We start from the raw sequence: 26,007 nt of genomic DNA, 5'->3' as shown, positions 1-26,007 counted from the left end.
CTGCGGGCTGTTCTGAGAGGGCCAGTGTCTGACTCCGGGAAAGGCACATAGGTAAACACAGAGTAGACATTGTGGCTAGTGCTGTTCGGGCCGATTTCAGGCGGTGACGCCACGGCTTTGCTGCGCTTCCGTCAGCCGGAACGCCATGCGCTCGAAGGTCAGGGCAATGCGTTCCAGGGCGCCGGCAATCAACTCACGGTCACGCTGAGCCAGGTTGCCAGCATCGTCCATAGCCAGTTTGAGCCTTTCCGATTGCTGGCGAAAGCCCTGGTCGACGGCGCCACGGGAACAGGCCTGGTAGGCCGCAGCCAGGGCCAGTTGCCAGCGATCGGCGCTGTCGAGCAGCGCGGGTGTTGCATTGCTGCGCAGGCGACTTTGAATCCACAGGGAAACCTGGCCCAGGTTCAGTCCGGTGAGGCCCAGGTCCGTGAAATGGCGCTGGGCCTCGGGCAGGGCCTTGTCACAGATGGTCAGCCAGCGCAGACGGTCGGCCATGCGGGCATTGAACCATTCCTCATTGATGTTGGCGGTGCCCGTCGTGGTCGCAGAGGTATTGCCCATCAAGGTCAGGTCGGTGGCGGTCTGGCGGATCAGTCGGCGGCGCAGGTTGGGGCCATTGGGGGGCGTAATCAGCCGGAACATGAGGAAGGCGATGGCGATTCCTGCGGTGATTGCCAGGCCGTTACTGGCCACCCGGGCCACGTCAAAATCCATGGCGTTGCCCGGCTGCACCAGAATGATATAGGGCGTACAGAAGCCCAGCCCCAGGGGCAGGGTCAGGCGTTTGCTGATGGCCAGCAGGCCGACAAACAAAGGCGCGCCGAGAATCAGGATGAGCAGGGGAAAGTTGCCGTTATTGAGCGCCAGCAGGGGGAGGGTGAAAAACAGGGCCACCGGGGTGGCCAGCACAGAACTGAAGGTGGCCCGTTTCAGCACCTGATCCGGCTCTGGCAGACGTGCAAAGAGAATGGTGAACATGACCGGCATGATCATCAGCATGATGGCCATGGGACTGGCAGTGCCTACCCAGAGACCGGCGGCAAGGGCAAACACCAGCGCACTGCGCAGGCCCACGGCGGCGGCGATCTGCAGATCCCGGTAAGGCCGCAGGCCCTGTGGCCGCAGTTGCACTTCATGGCTGAAATGCAGGGCACGGTTGGCCTCCAGAGCCAGGATCAGGTCAGCGGTCAGGTTCTGGCTGACCTGGAAGAAGCGCCGCTGCAGAGGCGGGGCATCCTCGGCTTGCTCGCCGCGGGCTTCGCGCAGTTGCTGGCGCAGGGTCTGGGCTTCTTTCATGGCCTGCTCGGCGGAGCGGGTTTCGCGCATGCGCTGGAAGGCGGTGCGCAAGGCATCAAGCAGGTCGCGCAAGGCCGGGGTGAGCAGATCATCATGGTTACGCATCAGGCGCCCGATCACGCGGATGCGGGCTACCAGTGACAGGGTTTTGTGGCAGATCACGGTAGCCGCCCGGGCCCGCCCCGGGCCATGGCTGCCCTCGTAGTGAACGGCGCTGCTGTCATCACTGAGCGCAAAAATACCCTGCAGCAGGGTATCCACCTGGTTGTGGCGTTTGGCGTGAGTGCCCGTCGGGTCCAGTTCCAGTTCCAGATAGGCCAGTGTCTGGTTGAGGGCGGTGCGGGCATGCTCCTTGAGCAGACCGCTGACTCGTACTGGCCACAGCAGGCTGCTTACCAGAGTGGCGCAGACGGCGCCGAGAATGATCTCACTGACCCGGGCGTTGGCAATGTGGAATATGCCCAGGCTGGAGGTATTGGCCGGGTCGGCGATGGCCAGCACCACGATGAGGGTGGCGGTGATGCCCGCCATGGCGAAACCGTAGATGAAATTAGCCTGGCGCACCCAGGCGGAGGCGCCGGCATTGAGGCCGATCCACAGGGTCAGTGCGCCAATGGCCAGGGCCGGGTAGGGGAGTAGCCAGGCCAGGATCAGTAGGCCCATGGCGCCGCCTACCAGGGTGCCGCCGATCTGGCAGAAGCCTTTTTCAATCACCAGCCCGGTTTCCGGGCGGACTTGCAGGAACACGGCGGAGATCAGCGCCCAGTAGGGCCGGTCCAGTTGCAGCAGCATGGACAGATAGAGTGCCAGGGCCATGGCGATGACGCCCTTGGCGGCGAACAGGACAGACTGGCGGTCAGGAGTGAGCAGAACAGCCAGTCGCGGATCCAGTTTCATTGCTCGCTCTTGGTGTCCTGCTCGTGGAGGCGCACGGTGGCAGTCATGCCAGCGGCCAGCAGAATGTCATCGGGAATGTGGTCCAGCTCGATATGCACAGGAATGCGCTGGGCCAGGCGCACCCAGTTGAAGGTCTGCTGGACCTGGGGCAATAGCTGGCCGTCAGTCTGAGTGTTGGCATTGGCGATGGCCTGGCCCACGCTGGTGACCTTGCCGCGCAGTTTGCGGGCGCCGTTCATCAGTACCACTGTGGCCCGCTGGCCCACTTCCACCATGGGCAGCTTGGTTTCCTCGAAGTAGCCGGTGACATAGAAGCTGCCAGTCTTGACCATCGACACTACCGGCGTGCCCTGATTAACGAAGTTACCCTGCTGCAGGGTCAGGTTGACGATAGTGCCGTCTGCGGGAGCTTCCACACGGGTTCGTTCCAGGTTGATTCTGGCGCTGGCCAGTTCTGCCTCGGCCAGCGCCACATTGGCGGCAGCAAGCTGGGCCTCGATACGGGCACTGTCCAGTTCTTCACGGCTGATGCTGTTGCCGGCGTGCAGGCGTTTGCGCCGTTCGTATTGATGTTCCGCCAGGCGCAGGGACTCCTGCTCGTGGAGCAGTTGGGCTTCGGCCCGGGCAAGTGTGGCCCGGTAGCGGATGTCATCAATCCGGAACAGGGGATCGCCCTGTTGCACGGTCTGGTCGTCACGAATGTGCAGCTCGCTGACCCAGCCGGACACATCCGGGGATAGCGTAATGATCTCGGCGCGCACCTTGCCGTCGCGGGTCCAGGGAGCATAGAGGTAATAATTCCACACCCAGTTGCCGGCCAGCAGGGCCAGAATGACCAGAACTACGGTGAGCAGAATGCGTAGCGGTTGTTGCATGAATTGTCCCTAACTCAGCGCTCTCAGGAAAAGGGCTACAAAGCAGATAAACAGTGACAGATAGACCCAGGCACTTTTCCAGAGTTGCTGATGCCAACCCAGTTTGCGCAGCAGCAGGAAGGTCAACAGGGTGAGCATCATGCCCAGCAGCACGAATAGCACCATGGGGCTGATCAGCAGTCCGCCAACCGGAATTTCATGCAGCCACATCGTCGTTCCCTGGCAGTGTCACGTTACCGAGCATGGTAACGGATAATCCGGGGCACCTGTAGGAGAGGTCGGCTTGATGCCTATTTCTGCTGGCGATTCACTGCATCAGCTTTTCGAGCAGGCGGGTGTAGATTCCGGTCAGCGTATCCAGCTCACTGATGCTGGTGTGCTCGTCCACCTTGTGGATGGTGGCATTGGTGGGCCCGAGCTCCACTACCTGGCTGCCGGTGGGGGCAATAAAACGTCCGTCGCTGGTGCCGCCGGCGGTGGACAGTTCCGTGTCGAGGCCGGTGACATCACGGATAGCGGTGACGGCAGCATCCACCAGGGCGCCGCGATCGGTGAGGAACGGCTGCCCGGACAGGGTCCATTGCAGGTCGTAATCCAGGCCGTGTTTGTCCAGGACCGCCTCGGTACGCTCGCGCAGCAGGGCATCGGTCAGTTCCGTGGAGAAACGGAAGTTGAAAATGACCTCGCAGGTGCCGGGGATCACATTGGTGGCCCCGGTGCCGGCGTTGATGTTGGAAATCTGGAAGCTGGTGGCCGGGAAGAAATCGTTTCCTTGATCCCATTCGGTGCCGGCCAGCTCGGCCAGGGCCGGTGTCGCATCATGGACCGGGTTGCGGGCCAGGTGCGGGTAGGCAACATGCCCCTGAATGCCTTTGACGGTGAGGCGTGCGCCCAGGGAGCCACGGCGACCATTCTTGATCACATCGCCCACGGTGTTGGTGGAGGAGGGTTCGCCCACCAGGCAGTAGTCGATGTGTTCATTGCGGGCCTGCAGATGCTCGACCACCTTGACGGTGCCGTTCACTGACGGCCCTTCCTCATCGGCGGTGATCAACAGGGCCAGGCTGCCGTTGTGGTCCGGATGCGCCGCCACAAAATCCTCAATGGCCACCATGATGGCGGCGATGGAGCCTTTCATGTCCGCGGTGCCGCGCCCATAGAGCAGATCACCTTCTTCGGTGGGTGTGAAAGGGTCGTACTTCCACGCCGACACATCCCCGGTGGGCACCACGTCAGTGTGACCGGCAAAGGCAAACACCGGCCCTTGCGTACCGCGCCGTGCCCACAGATTGCGCACTTCCTCGAACCACAGGGTTTCGCACTGGAAACCAAGCGCTTCCAGTTTTTCAATCATCCAGTCCTGGCAGCCTTCGTCCTCGGGAGTGACGGAGGCACGGCGGATGAGTTCTTTGGTGTAGTCGAGGGTGCGGGACATGGGTATTCCAGTATCGGTGATTCAAAGCCGCTGTAGGAGCACCTCTTGAGGTGCGAAGGGTGGTTGCGAGTCACGAGTTACTCGCTTCTGGCCTTTGTTCGCACCTCGAGAGGTGCTCCTACAGGTGGCCCGGTCGGGGCTTGGTGCCTCAGTTGTGCTTGTGCAGTTCTTCGTTCAGGGCGATGGCGCTCTTGTTGGTCAGACACTGCACGGCACCATTGGTGGTGTTGCGGCGGAACAGCAGGTCGGACTGGCCGGCCAGATCGCGGGCTTTGACGGTGTCCACGATCTCGCCCTTGTCGTCCAGCAGCTGCACCTTGGAACCGGATGTGATGTAGAGGCCAGCTTCGATGGTGCAGCGGTCGCCCAGCGGTATGCCGGTACCGGCGTTGGCGCCCAGCAGGCAGCCTTCACCCAGGGAAATGATGATGTTGCCGCCGCCGGACAGGGTGCCCATGGTGGAGGCGCCACCGCCGATGTCGGAGCCCTTGCCGACGAAGACGCCAGCAGAGATGCGACCTTCGATCATGCCCGGGCCTTCGGTACCGGCGTTAAAGTTGATGAAGCCTTCATGCATGATGGTGGTGCCTTCGCCCACATAGGCGCCCAGACGGACGCGGGCGGTATCGGCGATACGTATGCCCTTGGGCACCACGTAGTCAGTCATCTTGGGGAACTTGTCCACGCTGTTCACTTCCAGCACCTTGCCATTCAGACGGGCCAGCAGCTGACGCTCAGGCAGTTCGTCCAGGTCCACGGCCCCTTCGTTGGTCCAGGCCACATTAGGCAGCAGCGGGAACATGCCGGACAGGTTGACGCCGTGTGGCTTCACCAGGCGGTGAGAGATCAGCTGCAGCTTCAGGTAGGCCTCTGGTGTGGACGCGGGCTCCGCATCGGTTTCCAGTACGGTGAGAACCACCGGACGGTCCGACTCCTGGAAGGCAACGCCATAGCTGGCTTCGTGCTCGAAGCCGGCTTCGCGCCATTCGCGGGCGATGTGCTGTACCTGGCGGTGGGTCAGCTCGATGGCGGCATTGCCACCCTGGTAACCCAGTTCTTCACGGATGACTTCGACCAGTTTGTCATCCGGATTGAGAGCCGGATCCGGATAAAACACTTCCAGCCAGTTGTCATTGCGGTTCTTGGTGCCGCAGCCCAGGGCGATGGCGAAAAAGTTGCTCATGGTGTCCTCTCTTCAATGCGTCGGACGTCAGGCGTCTGACGTTTCTTAATTCAAAGTGTCTTTCCACTCGTCGGCCTTGAAACCGGCGAGGATGAAATGGTCGTTTTGCAGGATCGGGCGCTTGATGATGGACGGATTCTCCGTCGCCACGGTAATGGCCTTTTCCGTGTTCATGGATTCTTTTACCGCGTCATCAAGCTTGCGCCAGGTGGTGCCGCGTTTGTTGATCACGGTTTCCCAGCCCAGCGCTTCCAGCCACTGACGAAGACGTTGCTCGGGCACGCCTTCCTTCTTGTAGTCATGAAAGTGATAGCCAACGCCGTTGTCATCCAGCCACTTTATGGCTTTCTTCATGGTATCGCAGTTTTTGATACCGAAGATGGTCAGTTCCATGTGTATTCCTCTTCGAGCCTTTCCGTAGGAGCCTCGCTGGCGGTGCGATAGCCCATAACCTGAAAAGCGCTGTTTACCACAGAGGGCACAGAGATCACTGAGGAAAAGACGGGTTTTACTCTGTGTGCTCTGTGCCCTCTGTGGTGAAATCGCTTTTGATCCTGGTTTTTGATCGCGCCGCCAGCGACGCTCCTACGGCGATGTTATAGCGTATCCAGTAACGCCTTGATGCGTTTCGCCCCTTCTACACACTCTTCCAGCGGAGCCACCAGCGCCATTCGTACCCGGTTCTTGCCCGGGTTTTTGCCATTCACTGTGCGTGACAGGTAGCGGCCGGGCAGTACGGTGACATTCTGCTCCGCTTGCAGACGCTGGGCGAATTCCTCATCGGAGATCGGTGTTTTCGGCCAAAGGTAAAAGCCGGCAGCCGGGGCGGATACCTTAAGTGGGCCGCCGAGAATGTCCAGTACCGCGTCGAATTTTTCCCGATAAAGGGCCCGGTTCTTTTCCACATGGGTTTCATCATTCCAGGCAGCGATGCTGGCCAGCTGGTGATGAATGGGCATGGCGCAGCCGTGGTAGGTGCGGTAGCGCAGAAAACCTTTGAGGATTTCGCTATCGCCGGCCACAAAGCCGGAGCGCAGCCCCGGCAGGTTGGAACGCTTGGACAGGGAGTGGAATGCCACGCAGCGGCGGTAATCATCCCGGCCCAGTTCCGCACAGGCCTGAAGCAGGCCGGCGGGGGGCTTGTCCCGGTAGATTTCCGAGTAGCACTCATCCGAGGCGATGACGAAATCATACTTGTCGGCGAGCTGTATCAGGGCCTTGAGCTGGGCCTTGGTAAGCGTGGCGCCAGTGGGGTTGCCGGGAGTGCAGATAAACAGCAGCTGGGTACGAATCCAGGTGTCTTCGCTGACCGCGTCGAAATCCGGCTGCAAGCCGGTGTCGTCGGTGCAGGGCAGGTACATGGGCTCGCCACCGGCCAGCAGGGTGGCGCCTTCATAGATCTGGTAGAAGGGGTTGGGCATGAGCACCAGTGGCTGACGCTGACGGTCAATGACGGCCTGGGTGAAGGCAAACAGGGCCTCCCGGGTGCCGTTCACCGGTAGTACCTGGCTGCTGGCATCCACGCTGTTGAGGTGGAAGCGGCGCTTGAGCCAGGTCGCAATGGCGTCGCTCAACTCCGGAATGCCGGCAGTAGTCGGATAGCGCGACAGCAGGGCGGTGTTGTCGCCCAGCACCTGTTGTACAAAGTCTGGCGAGGGGTGCTTGGGTTCGCCAATGGACAGGGCAATGGGCGACTTGTCCGAGGTGGGCAAATCCTTGAACAGGAGTTTCAGTTTTTCAAACGGGTAAGGGTGCAACCGTTCCAGATCTGGATTCATAGGGTCAGGAGTTTCCGTTGTTCTTGTCGTCGAGTTCTTTGATGAGGGTTTCCTGCAGCTCCTGACACAGGGCCGGGTCGGAAACCGGATCACCATCGAGATCGGTAATAAAAAAGACGTCTTCCACGCGCTCGCCGAGGGTGGCAATGCGGGCATTCTGCACCAGCAACTCGAAGCGCATGAAGATGCGGCCGATATGGGCGAGCAGGCCGGGGCGATCCAGGGTCTGGATATCCACGGCGGTGCGGTCGTTGACGATATCGTTGCTGATCAGTACCTGGGTAGGTACATCGAAATGTTTGTGTCGACGAGGCATGCGTCGGCTCACCGTGGAGGAGAAGCGTTCTGGATGCTTCAGGGTCTCGGTGAGCATTTTGCGAATCTGTTCAATGCGCGGCCAGTCCTCGCCAATGGGGGTGCCGTTCTCGTCAAGAACGATATAGGTATCCAGGCTGAAGCCGTCGGCACTGGTAATGATGCGCGCGTCCATGATGGTCAGGCCCAGGGTGTCCAGGGCGTTCACCGTGGCGCTGAATAGGTTGCGGGTGTCCGGGGTGTAGATAAAGATCTGCGAGCCGCCGGCCAGCACGCTCTGGCTGGATTCGCGGATCAGCACCAGGGGGTCTTCCGGATCATCCCGGTCCAGCAGAGCTTCGGTATGCCAGGAAATATCCCGGGGGGTTTCGCGCAGGAAGTATTCGTCGCCGATGTTCGCCCACAGGGATTCGATCGCTTTGGGATCGTGGTCACGCTCGGTGAGCATTTTCATTGCTGCATCGCGGGTTTCGTCGATCCAGTCCTGTTTTTCCACCGGGTTGTTGAGGCCCCGCCGCAGGGCACGCTTGGTCTCGGTATATAGCTGACGCAGCAGGGAGGCGCGCCAGGAGTTCCACAGGGTGGGGTTGGTGGCGTTGATGTCGGCCACGGTCAGCACGTAGAGATAATCAAGGTGCACCAGGTCGCCCACCTTGCGGGCAAATTCGTAGACCACGTCCGGGTCGGAGATGTCCTTGCGCTGGGCGGTCACGCTCATGGTCAGATGACTTCTCACCAGCCAGGCCACCAGCTTGCCATCCCAGGCGGTAAGTCCGTGGCGCTGGCAGAAGGCAATGGCGTCTTCGGCGCCCAGTTCGGAATGGTCGCCGCCACGGCCCTTGGCGATATCGTGGTAAAGGCCGGCGGCGTAGAGCAGTTCCGGCTTGGGCAGGCGGTAAAATACCTCGCTGGCCAGCGGGAATTCCTCGCGCAGATCTTCATAGCGCAGCCGGCGCATGTTCTTGATTACCAGCAGGGTATGAGCATCCACAGTGTAGATGTGGAACAGGTCGTACTGCATCATGCCGATGATGCCGCCGAACTCCGGCAGGTATTTGCCGAGAATACCGTAGCGCTTCATGCGTCGCAGCTGCGAAAAAAGGGCGTGGGGGCTGCGCAGCAACTGCATGAACAGGCCGGTGTTTTCCGGGTCGTTGCGGAACGCCTCGTTGATCTGCCTTCGATTGTAGATAAGGGCTCGCACCGTAGAAGCACGAATCCCTTTAAGCTGGGGGTTCTGGGCCATCAGTACAAAGGCTTCCAGCAGGGCGCTGGGGTGTTTTTCGAAGACTTGCGGACTGGTCACTTCCAGGTAGTCGTTGCGTACCTGGAAGCGGCGATTGAGGGGGCGCACCTGATCCGGCTTCTCGTTGTGCAGGATTACCTCGTCGAACAGTTGCAGCAGCATCTCATTGAGTACCGACAGGGCCAGCGCTACCCGATAGAAGCCTTTCATGAAATGTTCCACCGCCAGATTGGCGCTGGAATCCTCGTGGCCCAGACGGGTGGCGAGCTGGCGCTGATGATCGAATAGCAGCCGGTTTTCGTTGCGCTCGGTATGTACGTGCAATTGCCAGCGCACTTCCCAGAGATAATCCAGGCATTTGCGCAGCACGCCGTATTCTTCGGCGGTCAGAAAGCCCACATCCACCAGGGCTTCCAGGCTGTCGGCATTGAAGTGGCGTTTGGCTACCCAGGCGATCATTTGCACGTCGCGCAGGCCGCCCGGCGCATTCTTCAGATCCGGTTCCAGGTTGTATTCGGTGTCATTGAAGCGCTTGTGGCGGGCCACCTGTTCCTGCCATTTGGCGGCGAAGAAGGCAGCGGAATCCCACATGTGCTCGGGGCCGGTACGCTCTTCCAGTTGCAAGCGAAGGGTATCGCTCCCGCCCAGGGTGCGCGCTTCCATGATGTTGGTGGCAACGGTGATGTCTTCGCGGGCCAGCTCCACGCATTCATCCAGAGTGCGCACTGCATGGCCGATTTCCAGGCCCATATCCCAGAGGAAGGCGACGAAACGCTCCAGGCAGTCGCGCAGGGTCTGATCCGGGCTGTCGGCCATCAGTACCAGCACGTCCACATCAGAACAGGGGTGAAGCTCGGCCCGGCCATAGCCGCCCACGGCTACCAGTGCCACGCCATCGCGTTCGGCGAGTCCAAACAGGGACCAGGCGGCAATCATCACTTGGTCTACCAGATCAGCCCGGTCGCGGACCAGCTCGGTAATGTCGGTGGAGGCAAAGGCCTGGTTCAGGCGCTCCTGACCCTGCTCCAGATACTGGCGGGCATACTGGCCCGGTTGGGCGCTTTCCTGGAGGGCCTCAAACAGTTGTTCCTGGGGCAGGGCAGGGGAGAAGGTCATGAATGTCCTGTGGTGGGGTTGCGGGCAGGCCAGCAACCGTAACGGTTACTGGCAGGAAACCGGTTGGCGGCCCGTGTCAGTACAAATCGGTCTCTTCGCCTCGGGCGGTGAGAACTTCGTAACCATCGGCGGTTACAGCGATGGTGTGCTCCCACTGAGCAGACAATTTGCGATCCTTGGTGACCACGGTCCAGTTGTCCGGCAGCAGCTTGTTTGCCGCCTTGCCGGCATTGATCATGGGTTCGATGGTGAACACCATGCCTTCCTGTAATTCAAGACCCGTGCCAGGCTTGCCGTAATGCACCACCTGGGGCTCTTCATGAAACCCTTCACCGATGCCATGGCCGCAATATTCGCGGACCACTGAGAAGCGTTCTCCCTCGGCCATTTTCTGGATACGGTTGCCGATATCACCCAGGCGGACTCCGGGTTTGACCATTCTGATGCCGGCCATCATGCACTCGCGGGTGATTTCTACTAGCCGGCGGGCCAGTACCGAGGGCTCTCCTACATAAAACATCTTGGAGGTATCGCCGTGCCAGCCATCCTTGATCACGGTGACGTCGATATTGACGATGTCGCCGTTCTTAAGCGCTTTACGGTCATTGGGAATGCCGTGGCAGACCACGTGGTTCACCGAAGTACAGACGGATTTCGGGAATGGAATGCGACCCGGCGCGCCGCCATAACCCAGACAGGCGGGGATGGCATGCTGTTTGTTGACGATATGATCGTGGCAGATGCGGTCCAGTTCCTCGGTGGTGACCCCTGCCTTGACGTGCTCGCCGATCATTTCCAGGACTTCGGCGGCCAGTTTGCCGGCTTCGCGCATTTTGGCGATCTGTTCGGGGGTTTTGATGACAACATTCATGAGACTTGAGGAAACTCCAGCTATTTCAGTGGGTTGAGCGGGTGTGAGACGGCGCTCTCTGTGCCGGCAATGCGCCTTTGGCGTTGCTCGCAAAGGGCATCTGTGGTATAAAGCGCGCGCTTTCCCGCTCACCGACGGCCATGTGGCAACAAGTGCCGCATTGTAACCGCCGTTGGGTGGGGAAGGAAATCACACATGCCCCGTCACATAGCTCCGGGTGCTGGTATTCCTGTTTACAGGGTGCTGGTTGGGTTTATGCGGGGGCGTGGAGGCCTAACCCAAAGTGGAGTATTAACAATGTCCAGCGTAACTATGCGCGATATGCTGAAGGCCGGTGTGCACTTCGGCCACCAGACCCGTTACTGGAACCCGAAGATGAACGCTTACATCTTTGGCGCCCGTAACAAGATTCACATCATCAACCTGGAACAGACCCTGCCCCTGTTCAATGACGCCATGGCGTTTCTGAACAAGCTGGCTGCCAGCAACAACAAGATCCTGTTTGTTGGTACCAAGCGTGCAGCGCAGAAAGCAGTGAGCGAAGAAGCTCAGCGTTGCGGTATGCCCTACGTTGATCACCGTTGGTTGGGCGGCATGCTCACCAACTGGAAAACCATCCGTCAGTCCATCAAGCGGTATCGCGAGCTGGAAGCCCAGTTCCAGGACGGCACCTTTGACAAGCTGACCAAGAAAGAAGCCCTGATGCGCAAGCGTGAGATGGACAAGCTTGAGCGTTCCATCGGCGGTATCAAGGACATGGGCGGTCTGCCCGATGCCCTGTTCGTGATCGACGTGGATCACGAAGACATTGCCCTGCAGGAAGCCCGCAAGCTGGGTATTCCGGTTGTAGCGGTAGTGGACACCAACTCTAACCCCGATGGCGTGGATTACGTGATCCCGGGTAACGACGACGCTATCCGTGCTATTCAGCTGTACGTGACAGCGGCCGCCGACACCATCCTGGAAGGCAAGCAGTACGCCCAGAACCAGACCGGTGGTGAAAGCGAATTCGTCGAGGTAGCCGACGAGGCCCAAGGCGAGAAAGCCGAAGGTTGATCCGTCGAGGCAGGCCCCTGCGGCCTGCCTGTATTACCGAAACTTACCAAATTGAGAGGATAATCATGGCTGCTGTAACTGCTGCAATGGTTAAGGAGCTTCGTGAGCGCACCGGTCTTGGCATGATGGAGTGCAAGAAGGCGCTGGTGGAAGCGGATGGCGATATCGAAAAAGCCATTGATGATATGCGTAAGTCTGGCCAGGCCAAAGCGGCCAAGAAAGCCGGCCGTACCGCTGCGGAAGGCGGTGTCGTGGTTGCGACCAACGACGCCAACACCCTGGCTGTAATGGTGGAAATCAACTCGGAAACCGATTTCGTTGCTCGCGATGACAATTTCCTGGGTTTCTGCGACAAAGTCGCTGGCGCAGCACTGGCTGCTGGCGAAACCGACGCCGCCAAAATTGGCGAGTTGAAGCTGGAAGATGGCTCCACCGTTGAAGAAGCCCGTCAGGCGCTGGTTCAGAAAATCGGTGAGAACATCCAGATCCGTCGTGCTGCCAAGCTGGAAGCGGAAGGTGCCATTGGTGCTTACGTCCATGGCGGCCGTATCGGTGTGCTGGTAGCCCTGAAGGGTGGCGATGCCGAGCTGGGTAAAGATGTGGCCATGCATGTGGCTGCGGTTAACCCGATGGTGATCAGCGGTGATCAGGTTCCGGCGGAAGTGCTGGAAAAAGAGAAAGAGATCATCCGTGCCCAGCCTGATATGGAAGGCAAGCCGGCTGAGATCGTCGAGAAGATGCTCGGCGGCCGGATCAACAAGTACCTGAAAGAGGTTAGCTTGTTGGATCAGCCGTTCGTGAAAGATCCCAATACCTCTGTAGGTGCCCTGGTGAAGGGTGCTGGCGCCGAGATCGTCGCTTTCGAGCGTCTGGTTGTGGGCGAAGGTATTGAGAAAGAAGAAGTCGATTTTGCTGCCGAGGTTCAGGCTGCGGCCAAGGGCTGAGGTTGAGCACTGATCGATGACCAAAGAACGCCTTGCTGGCGAGATCAGCAGGGCGTTTTTTTCGCCTGTTGACCGGCTGTTACGGGCGATTCAGGGAAAAGCGCTTGCAACCATCGTGCGGGGCGGTACTGTGCTAGCAGGCCATATACCGACGCGAGATGAGTGCAGCGTAAAGGCCGGGCTGGCAGCTGCTGCCAGCCCGGTAACAGTGTAAAAGCGGGTATTCATGGGTGGCGCTTTCTTATGAGTGGTGGAGAACAAGACATGCCGACGAACAAGGAGCGCTCGCCGCGCTATAACCGGATTCTGCTCAAGCTGAGCGGTGAAGCGCTGGCGGGTGAAGAGGGCTTCGGGATTGATCCCAAAGTGCTGGATGCGATTTCCCTGGAAATCGGTCAGCTCGTCGGTATCGGGGTCCAGGTGGGCTTGGTAGTAGGTGGTGGTAATCTGTTCCGCGGTGCGGCATTGCAAAGCGCGGGTCTTGACCGGGTGGCAGGCGACCATATGGGCATGCTGGCGACCGTGATGAACGGCCTGGCGCTGCGTGATGCACTGGAGCGGTCCAATATCCGCACTCGCCTGATGTCGGCGATCCCCATGAGCGGGGTGGTGGAGCATTATGACCATCGTAATGCCAATCGCCATCTCAAGAATGGTGAAGTGGTGATCTTCTGTGCCGGTACCGGCAACCCCTTCTTTACTACCGATTCCGCGGCGTGTCTGCGCGGTATTGAGATCAGTGCCGATGTGGTTCTCAAGGCCACCAAGGTGGATGGAGTCTATAGTGATGATCCGCAGAAAAACCCGGCGGCCATCAAATATGACACCTTGACCTATGACGAGGTGCTGGATAAAAAGCTTGGAGTCATGGATCTGACGGCTATCTGTCTGTGCCGCGATCACTCCATGCCTCTGCGTGTGTTTGATATGAACAAGAAGGGTGCGCTGCTGAACCTGATGCTGGGTGGCAGCGAAGGGACCCTGGTGGAAGCCGGGTAATCTCCGGCTGGCCGCTGTTGGAAGTTTTTGTTGTCCGCGCTGCGGACGTTGCATAACAAGGGTCTGGTTGGCGTCTCGAGGCTTTCCAGACTCTGCTGAAAAGAAAGGCGAGGAATTACGGTGATTGACGATATTCGCAAAGATGCAGAATCCCGCATGAAAAAGAGTCTGGCTGCGCTGGATACCGCGCTGAAGCGTGTGCGTACCGGTCGTGCCCACCCCAGCCTGCTGGACAATATCACGGTGGATTACTATGGCGCGGAGACGCCGCTGCAGCAGCTTGGCAATATCTCCGTGGAAGAGGGGCGCACCCTGACCATCTCTCCCTTCGACAAGAGTCTGATTCCGCAGATAGAGCGGGCCATCATGACCTCTGACCTGGGTCTGAACCCGTCTACTTCCGGTAGCCTGATCCGGCTACCGCTGCCGCCGTTGACCGAGGAAACCCGCCGGGACCTGGTCAAGGTGGTTCGAGCTGAAGCCGAGCAGGCACGGGTTTCCGTGCGCAGCGTTCGCCGTGATGCCAACAGTGACTTGAAGGAACTGCTCAAGGAAAAGGAAATTTCCGAGGACGAGGAGCGCCGCGGGGAAGAGCTTGTCCAGCAGCTTACCGACAAGATGGTGGTGGAAGTGGATCGGGTCTTGAAAGAGAAGGAAGAGGAGTTGATGACCGTTTAGCACAACCGGTCATCATTCACGGATGCGGGCTGTGACCTGAATCCCTGACTTCATCGCGGCGCTTGACGTAAGCCTTTGTCGCCACAGAAAATTTGTCCTCAGTCGATCGTATTCCCTGATACGATACTTCTTCGGAAAATCCCCTGTGGCAACAAATTCTTGCGCCATGCGTCCACGCTGAAACCACGGATTCAGGTGCACGTCAGCCCGCTTTTTTGTTATTGGCGGATGCAGTATGGCCAGCGAAAACATCCACTCCAGTGCCCCGGACATCGATTCCCATCAAGGCGAACTGCCCCGGCACGTAGCCATTATCATGGACGGTAATAACCGCTGGGCCCGCAAACAGGGTCTGCCCGGCGAAGAAGGGCATCGTGCCGGTGAAACCACGGTGCAGACTATTATCCGCAGTGCGGCAGAGCGGGGTATCGAAGCGCTGACCCTGTTTGCCTTCAGCTCGGAGAATTGGCGTCGCCCACAAGGGGAAGTGGATCACCTGATGGCGTTGTTCCTCAAGGCCCTTGGCGGTCGTGTGGAAGAGCTGCATGGCCATGGTGTGCGTATCCGTTTTATCGGTGATCGTAGTGCCTTTGCCGAGGACCTGCAGAAAGGCATGGCCGACGCCGAGGCGCTGACCGGCGATAATCCTCGCATGACGGTGGTCATCGCAGTGAACTACGGCGGTCAGTGGGATATTGCCCAGGCAGCCCGTCAGCTGGCTATTCAGGTGGAGCAGGGTGGCATCACGCCTGATCAAATTACGGCCGAAGTCCTTGGGCAGCATGTGGCCATGGCCGATTTGCCTCTGCCCGACCTGCTGATCCGCACTGGCGGTGACCAGCGCATCAGCAATTTTCTGCTGTGGCAACTGGCCTACAGCGAACTGTTTTTTTCCCCGCTGTTATGGCCTGATTTTGATGCGGACGCCTTTGCTGCCGCCTTGCAGGATTATGCCGGCCGCCAGCGTCGTTTTGGACGCTCAGGTGAAGAAGTGGCCGGATTGAAAGGAGAATAAGAATGCTGAAACTGCGCGTGATTACTGCGCTGATCCTGCTGCCCATTGTGTTGGGCGCCGTCTTCGGACTGGATCGTTTACCGTTTGCCCTGGTGGCAGGTGCGTTCTTCCTGACGGCAGGCTGGGAATGGGCGGCCATGATGGGCAAGGTGTCAGCCGCGGTTCGCAGCGGTTGGGTCATCGGTCTTGGTGTGGTGATGGCCCTGGCAGAGATCTATCGCCCTGCCTGGTTGCTCAATGCTATTCCTGTTTGGTGGTTGCTGGCACTGATTCTGGTTATCGGTTATCCGGGCAATGCCCGTGTCTGGTACCGCCCGGCCCTTATGGCAGTGGTCGGGTTGCTGTTGCTGGTGCCTTCCTGGGCAGCAATCGTACAACTCCAGGACGACGGCGCGCTGGGTCTGGCGGGCCCCTGGGCATTGATGTTCATCCTGCTCTGGGTGTGGGCAGCAGATACTGGCGCCTATTTTGCCGGCCGAGCCTTCGGTAAACACAAGCTGGCGCCGCTGGTCAGCCCCGGCAAGACCATTGAAGGGCTCGCCGGTGGTGTGGCCCTGGCGCTGGCAGTGGTGGCTGGCGTCTATGCAGCCGGTCTTCTCGATGCCAAGTTGCTGCCACTGATGATTGTGGCGCTGTTGACGGTACTGGCTTCCGCTTTGGGTGACCTGTTCGAGAGCATGGTCAAGCGTGAGCGTGGCTTCAAGGACAGTGGCACCATCCTGCCCGGCCATGGCGGCATGCTGGATCGCATCGACAGTGTGACTGCGGCCCTACCCATCGCTCTGGCCGGCTTCAACTGGTTTTCCCTGCCGGGAGGCAGTCTGTGACACCTCCTGCCAGACAGCGTCTGACTATCCTGGGTGCCACTGGCAGTATCGGCCAGCAGACCCTGGATGTGGTGCGCCGGCATCCGGAACGCTATGAGGTGTTTGCCCTCACGGCCAGTTCCCGCTGGCAGCTGATGGCGGAGCTGTGCCAGACAGTCCGGCCCCGTTTTGTCGCCATGTCCGACCCGGCGGCGGCGGCGGCACTCAGGAACCATCTGGCTGAGGCCGGGTCTCAAGTTGAGGTATTATCCGGGCCCAAGGCCCTGGCGGATTTGGCGGCTCATCCGGATGCGGATACGGTGGTTGCGGCCATCGTCGGTGCGGCTGGTGTCAGGCCTACACTGGCGGCGGTGGAAGCCGGCAAGCGAGTGCTGTTGGCCAACAAGGAAGCCCTGGTGGTCACGGGTTCCTTGTTTATGGATGCGGTAAAGCGTCACGGTGCCACGCTGCTGCCACTGGATTCCGAACACAACGCCATCTTCCAGTGCTTGCCGGATGAGGGAGTCAATGCCGGCGTGGAGCGCCTCTTGCTCACGGCTTCCGGCGGCCCGTTCCGTGAATTCAGTACCGCCGATCTTGCGGCGGTGACGCCGGCGCAGGCGGTGAAACATCCAAACTGGGACATGGGCCCGAAGATATCGGTGGATTCCGCCACCCTGATGAACAAGGGCCTGGAATTCATCGAAGCCTGCTGGTTGTTCGATGTGTCCCCGGACATGATTGATGTGGTGGTGCACCCGCAGAGTGTGGTGCATTCCATGGTGGCCTACCGGGACGGCTCGGTACTGGCGCAACTGGGTACACCGGATATGAGAACGCCGATTGCCTGCGGCTTGTCGTGGCCGGAGCGGGTGGAATCCGGTGCCCAGCGCCTGGATTTTTCCGCCCTGATAGGACTGAACTTCGAGGCGCCGGATCTGCAGCGTTTTCCCTGTCTGGGGCTGGCGAGGAATGCCATGCGCGCCGGAGGCACTGCCACGGCGGTCTTGAATGCCGCCAATGAAGAGGCGGTTGCCGCCTTCCTGGCTGGCAAGCTGGACTTTATGGGCATTCCGGCGGTCGTGGAACTGACATTGGAAAAGCAGGCCTCACCCGCCTGTATGGATGTGGATGCTGTGATGGAAATCGACCGCCAGGCCCGTGAAATGGCCTGCCAACTGATCAAGGAACGCGGATGCTGACGCTTCTGGCTTTTGTTGTCACCATCGTCATTATTGTGGCCTTCCATGAATGGGGCCACTTTCTCGCCATGCGTGCTTTTGGCGTTCGCGTGCTGACTTTTTCTGTGGGCTTTGGCCCCAAGCTGTTCCGGTTCACTGACAAAAAAGGGACTGAATGGGTAATCAGCGGGATCCCTCTGGGGGGCTACGTAAAGCCACTGGATGCCCGTGAAGATGAAACTGCCGAAGGTGACCCGGGCGAGTTCTCCAGCAAACCGGCCTGGCAACGGGTGATCACCTATGCCGCTGGCCCGGTATTCAATTTCATTCTTGCCATGCTCATTTACTGGCTGCTGATGGTCGGTTTCGGCCAGAGTCGCATGCAGGCGGTGGTGGGGCCGGTGGCACCGGGGACGGTGGCGGAACAGGCCGGCTTTGCCCCCGGAGACCGCATTCTGGAGGCGGGTGGCACCGCTGTTGAGGGCTGGCGTCCTTTCTACAACGAATTGATTCTGCATCTGGGAGAAAAGGAAAAACTCCCGGTAACGGTAGCCACCGCATCCGGTGATACGGCGGTTCGCGAGCTGGATACGTCGCCCTGGTCTGCGGACCTGGAGAAGTTGCCACTGGATGCACTGGGTATCAGTCAGGCGGTGCTGATTGGCGAGGTTGTCGAGGGCAGCGCCGCAGATCAGGCAGGCTTGCTCGCCGGTGATCAGGTGATTGCACTGGACGGCGAGCCGGTCAGCGGCTGGCAGGCCTGGCAAGAAACCATCATGGTGTCTGCGAACCAGACTCTGGAGCTGACTGTGCTGCGAGACGGGGCAATGCGGCGTTTTGCTGTCACCCCGGAAACAGTGACTGAAGGAGAGCAGAGTTTCGGCCGTATTGGCGTAGCCATGGGCGGCATTTACCAGCAGCAATTCGGAGCCGGCGGTGCCATTGTGGCGGCCGCCGAACGTTTTGCGGAACAGAGCGAAGTGGTCTGGGCAAGCTTGGTAAAACTGGTAACGGGCAAGTTGTCCCTGGATAATCTGGGCGGCCCCATTACCATTGCGCAGGTGGCCGGGGAGAGCGCGTCCTATGGCATCGCCAGTTTTCTGGCGCTGCTGGCCTATCTGAGCATCACTCTCGGTATTATCAATCTTCTCCCGGTACCCATGCTGGACGGCGGCTGGATTTTCTTTGGAATCATTGAAATGATTCGCGGTCGCAGTTTACCGGAGCGGTTTCTTATGGCCGCGCAAGGGGTAGGGCTGACGCTAGTCATCAGCTTTATGCTACTGGCCATTTACAACGACTTGGTGAAGCAGTTTTCATGATATTTGGGGACAAACTAAACCGCCCCCTGAAGGGCCTGTTGGCGGTAGCCTGCCTGTGTCTGGCACCTTGGGCGAGCGCGGAATCCTTGGTGCCGTTCAAGGTGCACGATGTGCGTGTGGAAGGGCTTCAGCGCCTGCCGGTGGAGCGGGTCTATGCGGAATTGCCGATTCAGGCAGGTGACACGGTGGACCGGGATCAGATCGTTGATGCGGTACAGCGTCTGTTTGCCACCGGCAACTTCGAGGATGTGCAACTGGGCCGTGATGGCGATGATCTGGTAGTGGTTGTGGCTGAGCGCCCCAGCATTGCCCGCATTGAACTATCCGGCAACAAGTCCATCGACGAGGAAAACCTGCGCAAGGGGCTCACTGAAGCCGGTCTTGCCGAAGGTGAAGTCTTCCAGCGCTCCACATTGCAGGCGATCGCCGGTGAGCTGGAGCGGCAATACGTTAGCCAGGGTCGTTATGGGGCCGATATCAAGACCGAATCTGTGCCGTTGCCTCGCAACCGGGTAGGACTCAAGATCGAGATCTACGAAGGTAAGGCCGCCCGTATTCGTGATATCAATATTGTCGGCAACGATCTGTTTGATGATGAAGAGTTGCTAAAGGATTTCGAGCTGAATTCCACCGGGTTCTGGTCCTTCATCAAGGGTGATGACAAATATTCCCGGCAGAAACTGAGTGGCGACCTGGAGCGGCTGCGCTCTTATTACCTTGATCGCGGCTACATCAATTTTTCCATCGAATCCACCCAGGTATCGGTGACTCCGGATCGTCGCAGTGTGTTTATCACGGTCAACGTGGCGGAAGGTGAGCAGTACACCGTCAATGAGGTGAGCCTGGCGGGTGATCTTGTGGTGGGCGAGGAACAGCTTGAGCCGCTCTTGATCGTCAAAAAAGGGCAGGTGTTCAGCCAGCAGCTGGTGACCTACACCAATGACCTGCTCAAGCGCCGTCTTGGCAATGAAGGTTATACCTTTGCCGAGGTCAACGGCCGCGACCACAACGCCAATGATGAAGACAACACCGTTGATGTGACGTTCTACGTGGAGCCCGGGCGCAAAGTATACGTGCGCCGTATCAACTTCAGCGGCAATGCTAAAACTGATGACGAAGTGCTGCGTCGCGAGCTGCGCCAGTTTGAACAGGCACCCGCGAATACCTCCCTGGTGGACTTGTCTCGACAGCGTTTGCAGCGTCTGGGTTACTTCAGTGTCGTGGAAGCTGACACTCCCCGTGTGCCGAATTCCGAAGATCTGGTAGACGTGGAATACAAGGTGGAAGAGCAGCCTTCTGGTTCCATCGGCGCTAATGTGGGTTTTTCCGATGCCTCAGGGTTTATCTTTGGTGCCAATGTCACCCAGAACAACTGGCGTGGCTCCGGTAATCGGGTGTCTTTCGCTCTGAGCCGTTCGGATATCCGGGATTCCTACAGCTTTTCTCACTACAACCCCTACTACACCTTGGACGGGGTAAGCCGTGGTTTCAGCCTGTTCTATTCCAAGATTGATTTTGATGAAACCTCTGTAGCCTCCTATGCGGCGGATCGCCTGGGTGGCTCGGTGACCTTTGGTTATCCGATTTCTGAATACTCACGGCTGAGTTTCGGCGGCACTTATGAGAAAACCGATATTACGAGCGGTGATTTCGTGGCCGTGGATATTTTCAATTTCCTGGAGAAGGAAGGTAGGGAGTTCAATGAATACAAGTTCAATGCCTCCTTGCAGACCAGCACGCTGAACAGAGGTGTGTTGCCAGATCGCGGTTGGTCCAGCAGTCTTGGACTGGAAGTGGCAGTCCCCGGATCGGACTATGGCTTCTATAAATTGAACTGGAACGGCCAGAAATATTTCCCGATCACTCAGCGCTGGACATTGCGCACCCGTGCAGATGTGGCTTACGGGGATGGTTATGGCGACGATGCCGTACTGCCGTTCTTCGAGAACTATTACTCCGGCGGCATCGGTTCGGTGCGTGGCTATGAATCCCGCTCCTTGGGCCCGCGTTCTGAAGGATTGGCGTTTTTCCTCAACGGCACCCGTGACCCGGACCCGGATCCCATCGGTGGTAACCTGCTCACCGAAGCCAGCCTGGAACTGATTTTCCCGACGCCGTTTGCGCCGGAATCCCGAAGCGTGCGAACCTTCCTGTTCGCCGATGCGGGCAACGTGTTTGAAACCGAACGCAGTGACATTGTGGCCGACTTCGAAGCCACAGACCTGCGTACTTCCGTGGGGGTAGGCCTGACCTGGCTGACAGCGATTGGCCCGCTCAGTTTCAACCTCGCCAAGGCGCTGAATGACCAGACTGGCGATGATACGGAAGTTTTCCAATTTTCTCTGGGACAGACTTTTTAGGAGCTTAATAATGATGAAAAAATGGATCGCTGTTTTTGCTGTAATGCTGCCGGCTCTGGCAATGGCCGAAAGTCGTGTGGGTGTGATTGATCCCATCGGTGCGCTTCAGGCGGCTGACAACGTAAAATCCCGCATGAGCGCACTGGAAAAAGAGCTGGGTGCCGATGAGCAGCGTCTCAACAGCCTGCGTCAAGAAGTGGGCAAGATGCAGGAAAAAATGCAAAAAGAAGGCATGACCATGTCATCTGATCAACAGGAGCAGATGCAGACCGAAGGTCAGCAGAAAATGATCGAAATCCAGAGCCTGCAGCGCAAACTGCAAAAGCGTGCTAACGATGCCCAGCGTGAACTGCTGCAGGAAATGGAACCTAAACTGCAAAGCGCCGTTGCCGAAGTGGCCAAGAAAGAAAACTTGGACCTGGTTGTCAGCGCTCAGGCAGTGATTTACACCAAGCCGGATCTGGATATCACTGAAGCGGTGACCAAACAATTGAACAAGATGAAGTAATGCTGACTCTCGGTGAACTGGCCCGGCAACTGGGTGCCGAGCTGGTCGGAGATCCCGACCAGCCGGTAGACGGTATGGGGACGATACAATCTGCCACGGACAGCCAGCTGACCTTTCTGGCTAATCCCCGCTATCGCAGTTTTCTGGAACAGACGCGGGCAGCAGCGGTGTTAATCCCTGAGTCCCAGCGGGAGTTCTGCCCGGTACCTGCGCTGATCGTGAAAGATCCGTATCTGTCTTTTGCCCAAGCCAGTGCCTTTTTCGAAACCGCACCGGTAGCAACGCCGGGGGTTCACCCCTCTGCTGTGGTGGATCCCCAGGCCCGGATTGCCGATTCTGCCTCCATCGGTCCCAATGCGGTGGTCGATGCCGGGGTAACGGTAGGCGAGGGGGCCGTGATCATGGCCAATTCCGTGGTGGGCGCCGGTTCAGTGATCGGGGATCAGTGCAAGATCTGGCCAAATGTTACAATTTATCATGGTGTGACACTGGGCCCGCGCACTATCATACATGGCAATTGCGTGATTGGAGGCGATGGTTTTGGCTTCGCCTTCAATGGCGGCGGCTGGACCAAGCTGCATCAGGTCGGTGGTGTTGTCATCGGCGCCGATGTGGAGATCGGCGCCGGTACCACCGTGGATCGGGGTGCCATTGAAGATACTGTGATCGGTGATGGTGTGATTCTGGATAATCAAATCCAGGTCGCCCACAACGTGGTGATCGGGAACCATACGGCTATCGCGGGTAAAGCTGGTATTGCAGGTTCTGCCAAGATCGGTGCCTACTGTCTGATCGGTGGGGCTGCCGGCATTGCCGGGCACATCGAAGTCTGTGACAAGGTGCAGATACTGGCTATGTCACTGGTGTCGAGTTCAATCAAAGAGCCGGGTACTTATGGCTCAGCGTTACCCGTAGATACCCAGAGTCGCTATCGTAGAAATGTGGCTCGCTTCCGAAATCTTGATGATCTGGCTCGCCGCGTGCGCAAACTGGAACGTTCAAGCGATTAACGACCGCGTATTGCGGCACTTGCCTGTGTGGAACACATGATGATGGATATTCAGGCGGTCAGGGAATACCTGCCGCACCGTTACCCTTTTTTGCTGATTGACCGTGTTCTTGATGTGGAGCCCGGCAAGCGCATTGAGGCGATCAAGAACGTGAGCATCAACGAGCCCTTCTTTAATGGTCATTTTCCCCATGAACCGATCATGCCGGGTGTACTGATCATTGAGGCCATGGCACAGGCTGCTGGGATCCTCGGTTTTGTTACCGAGAACAAGAAACCTGGCGACGGTTTTATCTATTTGCTGGTTGGCACTGACCGCGCACGCTTCAAGCGTCGGGTTGTACCGGGTGACACGCTGCATCTTAGTGCCGAGTTCATCATGGCCAAACGCAATATCCTCAAGTTCGCCTGTGAGGCCAAGGTTGATGGCAAGATCGTCGCCAGTGCCGAGATGCTGGTGGCAGAACAGAAGGTCTGAGCCGGGGAGGCATAAGCCAGCGATTTTTGGCGTATACTCCCTGTATTTACAGAACATTAAAGCGAAAATTTCATGATACATCCGACCGCCCTTATCGATCCGGCCGCGGAGCTTGCAGAGGATGTGCAGGTAGGCCCTTACACGGTTATCGGACCTGATGTGAAAATTGGCTCAGGTACCGTTGTCGCCTCCCATGTGGTCATCAAGGGGCCGACCACCATTGGTAAGAATAACCATATCTTCCAGTTCGCGTCTGTTGGCGAGGATTGTCAGGATAAGAAATACAAGGGTGAGCCGACACGCTTGGAAATTGGTGATGATAACGTTATCCGTGAATCGGTAACGATCCACCGCGGTACCATCCAGGACAATTCTCTGACCCGCATCGGTAGCCGCAATCTGTTGATGGCCTATGTGCATATAGCCCATGACTGCATCGTTGGTGATGACTGTATTTTTGCCAACAACGCTTCAGTTGCTGGTCATGCGCAAGTTGGTAATGGTGTGATTCTCGGCGGTATGACTGGGGTTCATCAGTTCTGCAAGATAGGCGCTTACTCCATGACCTCCGGCTGCTCCTTCGTGCTGAAGGATATACCCGCCTATATCATGGTATCAGGTAACCCTGCCCAGGCGCGGAGCATGAACTTTGAAGGCATGAAGCGCCGAGGATGGTCTAAAGAGACCATCGCGTCCCTGCGAACTGCCTATAAGCTTATCTACCGCCAGGGGCTGACTCTGGAGCAGGCAGTGATCGAGCTTGAGGCAATGGACGCGTCGGATGAACTGCAGGCCCTTATTGACTCTCTCAAGGCATCCGAACGCGGCATCACCCGCTGAGATGGCAGCCAGCAAGGACGCTCCGCTTGTTGCCCTGATCGCCGGAGAAGCCTCCGGCGATATTCTTGGTGCAGGATTGATGCAGGCTTTGCAGGTTCGCTATCCGGGTGCCCGTTTTATCGGTGTAGGCGGCGAGGAAATGTCGGCTGCCGGTCTCTCCAGCCTGTTTCCCATGGAAAAGCTCTCGGTGATGGGAATCACCGAAGTTCTGGCTCACCTGCCGGAACTGTTGCGCCTGCGCAAACAACTGGTGAGCTTCCTGCTTGAAGAGCGCCCGGATGTGGTCATCGGCATTGATTCCCCGGACTTCACTCTCCCTATCGAACGGCGTCTCCACGCACAGGGTCTGAAAACCGTCCATTACGTGAGCCCTTCGGTGTGGGCATGGCGGCAGGGCCGGATCAAGGGCATCAAACGCAGCATCGATCTGATGCTCTGCTTGTTGCCGTTCGAAGCGCGCTTTTATGAGCAACATCAGGTGCCTGTGTCCTTTGTGGGCCACCCTCTGGCGGATCGTGTGCCACTGGAAACGGATACTCCGGCGGCGCGTGTCGAGCTTGCTCTGCCGGAAAGCGCCGACATTTTGGCAGTCCTGCCTGGTAGTCGTGGCGGGGAAGTGGGGCAGCTGATGCCTGCTTTCCTGGATGCCATGGTGGCCCTGCATGCTCAGCGGCCGGATCTGCATTTTGTGATTCCCGCTGCCAATGGCGCTCGCCGTGAACAGATTCAGGCACTGCTGGATACAGCAACGGATTTACCGGTCACCCTGGTGGATGGGCAAAGCCGTACCGTGATGGCAGCGGCGGATGTGATTCTGATGGCCTCCGGTACCGCTACCCTTGAGGGCTTGCTGGTGGGTAAACCTATGGTAGTGGGCTATCGGGTGGGTGCTATTACCTATGCCATCGCCAGTCGACTGGTGAAAAGCGAATTCGTGTCGCTGCCCAATCTGCTCTGTCGCGAACAAATGGTCCCCGAGCTGATCCAGGACGGCCTGACCACCGATGCCATTGTGCAGTCCGTGAGTCACTGGTTCGATAACCCGGATCAGGCTGATGCCCTCAAGTCCCGCTTCCGGGCGGTGCATGAACAGCTGCGTGGCGGTGCCAGTGAAAAGGCGGCGGATGCGGTCAACCAACTGCTGGAAGGTAGCTGATGGATCCGTTTTCCGAATACGCCTTGGCCGAGCCTTTCATTCCTTCCGTGTTTCGTTGGCAGCCGGGTATGCGGGTGGCCGGTGTGGATGAAGTCGGCCGCGGCCCCTTGGTGGGTGCGGTGGTAACCGCCGCGGTTGTGCTGGATCCTGCGCACCCGATACCCGGTCTGGCCGACTCAAAGAAAATCAGTGAAAAGAAAAGGTTGCAGCTTGAAGTTGAGATCAAGTCTCATGCTCTGGCCTGGTCGCTGGGGCGCGCTGAACCGGAAGAAATCGATGAGCTGAACATCTTCCACGCGACCTTGCTGGCCATGCAGCGTGCGGTACAGGCTTTGCCCCTTGACGTGCACGGCGTGCTGGTGGACGGTAACCGCGTCCCCGAGCTTGTCTGTCCGGCAGAGGCGGTGGTGAAGGGTGACGGTCGGGTACCGGCGATTTCTGCGGCCTCCATTCTGGCCAAGGTGGCTCGCGACCGTGAAATGCAGCAGCTTCACCAGCAACACCCCCAGTATGGTTTCGACCGCCACAAGGGTTACCCGACCAAGGTGCATCTGGCCGCGCTGGAACAACATGGTGCTCTGGCCCAACATCGCCGCTCCTTTGCGCCGGTGGCCAGAATTCTCGGTGCCCATGCCTGAGCTGG

General features: G+C 58.6%; 24 protein-coding genes. 15 read left to right on the top strand and 9 right to left on the bottom strand.

Features of this window, described 5'->3' with window-relative positions:
- Positions 1 to 96: 96 nt before the first annotated feature.
- The 9 genes from ACMG4M_RS10250 to map all read right to left on the bottom strand — a co-directional run bounded on the left by ACMG4M_RS10250 (position 97) and on the right by map (position 11,012).
- Positions 97 to 2,193: an FUSC family protein gene (locus ACMG4M_RS10250; RefSeq protein WP_052042434.1), complete on the bottom strand. Its 2,097-nt coding sequence runs from the start codon at positions 2,191 to 2,193 to the stop codon at positions 97 to 99.
- Positions 2,190 to 3,068, bottom strand: coding sequence for an HlyD family secretion protein (locus ACMG4M_RS10245; protein ID WP_035244678.1), 879 nt, complete (start codon positions 3,066 to 3,068; stop codon positions 2,190 to 2,192). Before ACMG4M_RS10245 ends, ACMG4M_RS10250 begins: the two co-directional genes overlap by 4 nt.
- A 9-nt stretch (positions 3,069 to 3,077) precedes the next feature.
- Entirely contained in the window at positions 3,078 to 3,278 is a 201-nt protein-coding gene (locus ACMG4M_RS10240) for a DUF1656 domain-containing protein (protein WP_035244676.1), read from the bottom strand.
- A 97-nt stretch (positions 3,279 to 3,375) separates the two neighbouring features.
- Entirely contained in the window at positions 3,376 to 4,503 is a 1,128-nt protein-coding gene (gene dapE / locus ACMG4M_RS10235) for a succinyl-diaminopimelate desuccinylase (protein ID WP_035244675.1), read from the bottom strand.
- Positions 4,504 to 4,651: 148 nt separating this feature from the next.
- Positions 4,652 to 5,686 (bottom strand): 2,3,4,5-tetrahydropyridine-2,6-dicarboxylate N-succinyltransferase, encoded by a 1,035-nt coding sequence (dapD, locus tag ACMG4M_RS10230; RefSeq protein WP_035244673.1) that lies wholly within the window; start codon positions 5,684 to 5,686, stop codon positions 4,652 to 4,654.
- A 45-nt stretch (positions 5,687 to 5,731) separates the two neighbouring features.
- Positions 5,732 to 6,079 (bottom strand): ArsC family reductase, encoded by a 348-nt coding sequence (locus ACMG4M_RS10225; protein WP_084573361.1) that lies wholly within the window; start codon positions 6,077 to 6,079, stop codon positions 5,732 to 5,734.
- A gap of 203 nt (positions 6,080 to 6,282) precedes the next feature.
- On the bottom strand, positions 6,283 to 7,464 hold the full coding sequence (gene dapC, locus ACMG4M_RS10220) for a succinyldiaminopimelate transaminase (RefSeq protein ID WP_035244671.1): 1,182 nt from the start codon (positions 7,462 to 7,464) through the stop codon (positions 6,283 to 6,285).
- Between the two features lie 4 nt (positions 7,465 to 7,468).
- Positions 7,469 to 10,141, bottom strand: a complete 2,673-nt coding sequence (locus tag ACMG4M_RS10215; RefSeq protein WP_035244669.1) for a [protein-PII] uridylyltransferase — start codon at positions 10,139 to 10,141, stop codon at positions 7,469 to 7,471.
- Positions 10,142 to 10,217: 76 nt separating this feature from the next.
- Positions 10,218 to 11,012 (bottom strand): type I methionyl aminopeptidase, encoded by a 795-nt coding sequence (gene map / locus ACMG4M_RS10210; RefSeq protein ID WP_035244668.1) that lies wholly within the window; start codon positions 11,010 to 11,012, stop codon positions 10,218 to 10,220.
- A gap of 297 nt (positions 11,013 to 11,309) precedes the next feature.
- On the opposite strand from map, the gene rpsB reads away from it, so the two are divergent.
- From rpsB to rnhB, 15 genes are all read left to right on the top strand, one after another.
- Positions 11,310 to 12,068 carry a 30S ribosomal protein S2 gene (gene rpsB, locus ACMG4M_RS10205; RefSeq protein ID WP_035244666.1) on the top strand — a complete coding sequence of 253 codons (759 nt, stop codon included), beginning with the start codon at positions 11,310 to 11,312 and terminating at the stop codon, positions 12,066 to 12,068.
- A gap of 65 nt (positions 12,069 to 12,133) precedes the next feature.
- On the top strand, positions 12,134 to 13,012 hold the full coding sequence (tsf, locus tag ACMG4M_RS10200) for a translation elongation factor Ts (RefSeq protein ID WP_035244664.1): 879 nt from the start codon (positions 12,134 to 12,136) through the stop codon (positions 13,010 to 13,012).
- A gap of 264 nt (positions 13,013 to 13,276) precedes the next feature.
- Positions 13,277 to 14,011, top strand: coding sequence for a UMP kinase (gene pyrH, locus ACMG4M_RS10195; protein ID WP_035244662.1), 735 nt, complete (start codon positions 13,277 to 13,279; stop codon positions 14,009 to 14,011).
- 120 nt (positions 14,012 to 14,131) lie between these two features.
- Positions 14,132 to 14,689 carry a ribosome recycling factor gene (gene frr, locus ACMG4M_RS10190; protein WP_035244660.1) on the top strand — a complete coding sequence of 186 codons (558 nt, stop codon included), beginning with the start codon at positions 14,132 to 14,134 and terminating at the stop codon, positions 14,687 to 14,689.
- A gap of 235 nt (positions 14,690 to 14,924) precedes the next feature.
- Positions 14,925 to 15,704 carry a polyprenyl diphosphate synthase gene (gene uppS / locus ACMG4M_RS10185; protein ID WP_035244658.1) on the top strand — a complete coding sequence of 260 codons (780 nt, stop codon included), beginning with the start codon at positions 14,925 to 14,927 and terminating at the stop codon, positions 15,702 to 15,704.
- A gap of 2 nt (positions 15,705 to 15,706) precedes the next feature.
- Positions 15,707 to 16,531, top strand: coding sequence for a phosphatidate cytidylyltransferase (locus ACMG4M_RS10180; protein WP_035244656.1), 825 nt, complete (start codon positions 15,707 to 15,709; stop codon positions 16,529 to 16,531).
- The gene (gene ispC, locus ACMG4M_RS10175; RefSeq protein ID WP_035244654.1) at positions 16,528 to 17,712 is read left to right on the top strand and encodes a 1-deoxy-D-xylulose-5-phosphate reductoisomerase; all 1,185 of its coding nucleotides are present in this window, start codon (positions 16,528 to 16,530) and stop codon (positions 17,710 to 17,712) included. Before ACMG4M_RS10180 ends, ispC begins: the two co-directional genes overlap by 4 nt.
- Positions 17,706 to 19,013 carry an RIP metalloprotease RseP gene (rseP, locus tag ACMG4M_RS10170; protein WP_272997133.1) on the top strand — a complete coding sequence of 436 codons (1,308 nt, stop codon included), beginning with the start codon at positions 17,706 to 17,708 and terminating at the stop codon, positions 19,011 to 19,013. Before ispC ends, rseP begins: the two co-directional genes overlap by 7 nt.
- Positions 19,010 to 21,373 (top strand): outer membrane protein assembly factor BamA, encoded by a 2,364-nt coding sequence (bamA, locus tag ACMG4M_RS10165; RefSeq protein WP_198030600.1) that lies wholly within the window; start codon positions 19,010 to 19,012, stop codon positions 21,371 to 21,373. The genes rseP and bamA overlap by 4 nt, the downstream gene beginning before the upstream one ends.
- 10 nt (positions 21,374 to 21,383) lie before the next feature.
- Complete coding sequence (locus ACMG4M_RS10160; protein WP_035244650.1) at positions 21,384 to 21,881, top strand: OmpH family outer membrane protein; 498 nt, start codon at positions 21,384 to 21,386, stop codon at positions 21,879 to 21,881.
- Entirely contained in the window at positions 21,881 to 22,891 is a 1,011-nt protein-coding gene (gene lpxD, locus ACMG4M_RS10155) for a UDP-3-O-(3-hydroxymyristoyl)glucosamine N-acyltransferase (protein ID WP_414429916.1), read from the top strand. Before ACMG4M_RS10160 ends, lpxD begins: the two co-directional genes overlap by 1 nt.
- A gap of 36 nt (positions 22,892 to 22,927) precedes the next feature.
- Complete coding sequence (gene fabZ, locus ACMG4M_RS10150; RefSeq protein WP_035244646.1) at positions 22,928 to 23,368, top strand: 3-hydroxyacyl-ACP dehydratase FabZ; 441 nt, start codon at positions 22,928 to 22,930, stop codon at positions 23,366 to 23,368.
- Between the two features lie 72 nt (positions 23,369 to 23,440).
- Positions 23,441 to 24,208, top strand: a complete 768-nt coding sequence (gene lpxA / locus ACMG4M_RS10145; RefSeq protein ID WP_035244645.1) for an acyl-ACP--UDP-N-acetylglucosamine O-acyltransferase — start codon at positions 23,441 to 23,443, stop codon at positions 24,206 to 24,208.
- Between the two features lies 1 nt (position 24,209).
- Positions 24,210 to 25,364 carry a lipid-A-disaccharide synthase gene (gene lpxB / locus ACMG4M_RS10140; RefSeq protein ID WP_414429915.1) on the top strand — a complete coding sequence of 385 codons (1,155 nt, stop codon included), beginning with the start codon at positions 24,210 to 24,212 and terminating at the stop codon, positions 25,362 to 25,364.
- Entirely contained in the window at positions 25,364 to 26,002 is a 639-nt protein-coding gene (rnhB, locus tag ACMG4M_RS10135; protein ID WP_414429914.1) for a ribonuclease HII, read from the top strand. The genes lpxB and rnhB overlap by 1 nt, the downstream gene beginning before the upstream one ends.
- Positions 26,003 to 26,007: the final 5 nt, after the last annotated feature.

The sequence above is a fragment of the Alcanivorax sp. IL3 genome (assembly GCF_047495465.1).
GTDB lineage: Bacteria > Pseudomonadota > Gammaproteobacteria > Pseudomonadales > Alcanivoracaceae > Alcanivorax > Alcanivorax jadensis.
This window is presented reverse-complemented; position numbering and strand designations above follow the sequence as displayed.

Bases quoted from the DNA above. Each gene is read 5' to 3' on its own strand.
- ACMG4M_RS10240 (WP_035244676.1), bottom strand. From the start codon at position 3,278: ATGTGGCTGCATGAAATTCCGGTTGGCGGACTGCTGATCAGCCCCATG.
- lpxB (WP_414429915.1), top strand. From the start codon at position 24,210: ATGGCAGCCAGCAAGGACGCTCCGCTTGTTGCCCTGATCGCCGGAGAA.
- dapC (WP_035244671.1), bottom strand. From the start codon at position 7,464: ATGAATCCAGATCTGGAACGGTTGCACCCTTACCCGTTTGAAAAACTG.
- bamA (WP_198030600.1), top strand. From the start codon at position 19,010: ATGATATTTGGGGACAAACTAAACCGCCCCCTGAAGGGCCTGTTGGCG.
- tsf (WP_035244664.1), top strand. From the start codon at position 12,134: ATGGCTGCTGTAACTGCTGCAATGGTTAAGGAGCTTCGTGAGCGCACC.
- lpxA (WP_035244645.1), top strand. From the start codon at position 23,441: ATGATACATCCGACCGCCCTTATCGATCCGGCCGCGGAGCTTGCAGAG.
- lpxD (WP_414429916.1), top strand. From the start codon at position 21,881: ATGCTGACTCTCGGTGAACTGGCCCGGCAACTGGGTGCCGAGCTGGTC.
- rseP (WP_272997133.1), top strand. From the start codon at position 17,706: ATGCTGACGCTTCTGGCTTTTGTTGTCACCATCGTCATTATTGTGGCC.
- ACMG4M_RS10160 (WP_035244650.1), top strand. From the start codon at position 21,384: ATGATGAAAAAATGGATCGCTGTTTTTGCTGTAATGCTGCCGGCTCTG.
- ACMG4M_RS10245 (WP_035244678.1), bottom strand. From the start codon at position 3,068: ATGCAACAACCGCTACGCATTCTGCTCACCGTAGTTCTGGTCATTCTG.
- dapD (WP_035244673.1), bottom strand. From the start codon at position 5,686: ATGAGCAACTTTTTCGCCATCGCCCTGGGCTGCGGCACCAAGAACCGC.
- pyrH (WP_035244662.1), top strand. From the start codon at position 13,277: ATGCCGACGAACAAGGAGCGCTCGCCGCGCTATAACCGGATTCTGCTC.
- ACMG4M_RS10225 (WP_084573361.1), bottom strand. From the start codon at position 6,079: ATGGAACTGACCATCTTCGGTATCAAAAACTGCGATACCATGAAGAAA.
- uppS (WP_035244658.1), top strand. From the start codon at position 14,925: ATGGCCAGCGAAAACATCCACTCCAGTGCCCCGGACATCGATTCCCAT.
- ACMG4M_RS10180 (WP_035244656.1), top strand. From the start codon at position 15,707: ATGCTGAAACTGCGCGTGATTACTGCGCTGATCCTGCTGCCCATTGTG.
- ACMG4M_RS10250 (WP_052042434.1), bottom strand. From the start codon at position 2,193: ATGAAACTGGATCCGCGACTGGCTGTTCTGCTCACTCCTGACCGCCAG.
- ACMG4M_RS10215 (WP_035244669.1), bottom strand. From the start codon at position 10,141: ATGACCTTCTCCCCTGCCCTGCCCCAGGAACAACTGTTTGAGGCCCTC.
- dapE (WP_035244675.1), bottom strand. From the start codon at position 4,503: ATGTCCCGCACCCTCGACTACACCAAAGAACTCATCCGCCGTGCCTCC.
- rpsB (WP_035244666.1), top strand. From the start codon at position 11,310: ATGTCCAGCGTAACTATGCGCGATATGCTGAAGGCCGGTGTGCACTTC.
- fabZ (WP_035244646.1), top strand. From the start codon at position 22,928: ATGATGATGGATATTCAGGCGGTCAGGGAATACCTGCCGCACCGTTAC.
- map (WP_035244668.1), bottom strand. From the start codon at position 11,012: ATGAATGTTGTCATCAAAACCCCCGAACAGATCGCCAAAATGCGCGAA.
- rnhB (WP_414429914.1), top strand. From the start codon at position 25,364: ATGGATCCGTTTTCCGAATACGCCTTGGCCGAGCCTTTCATTCCTTCC.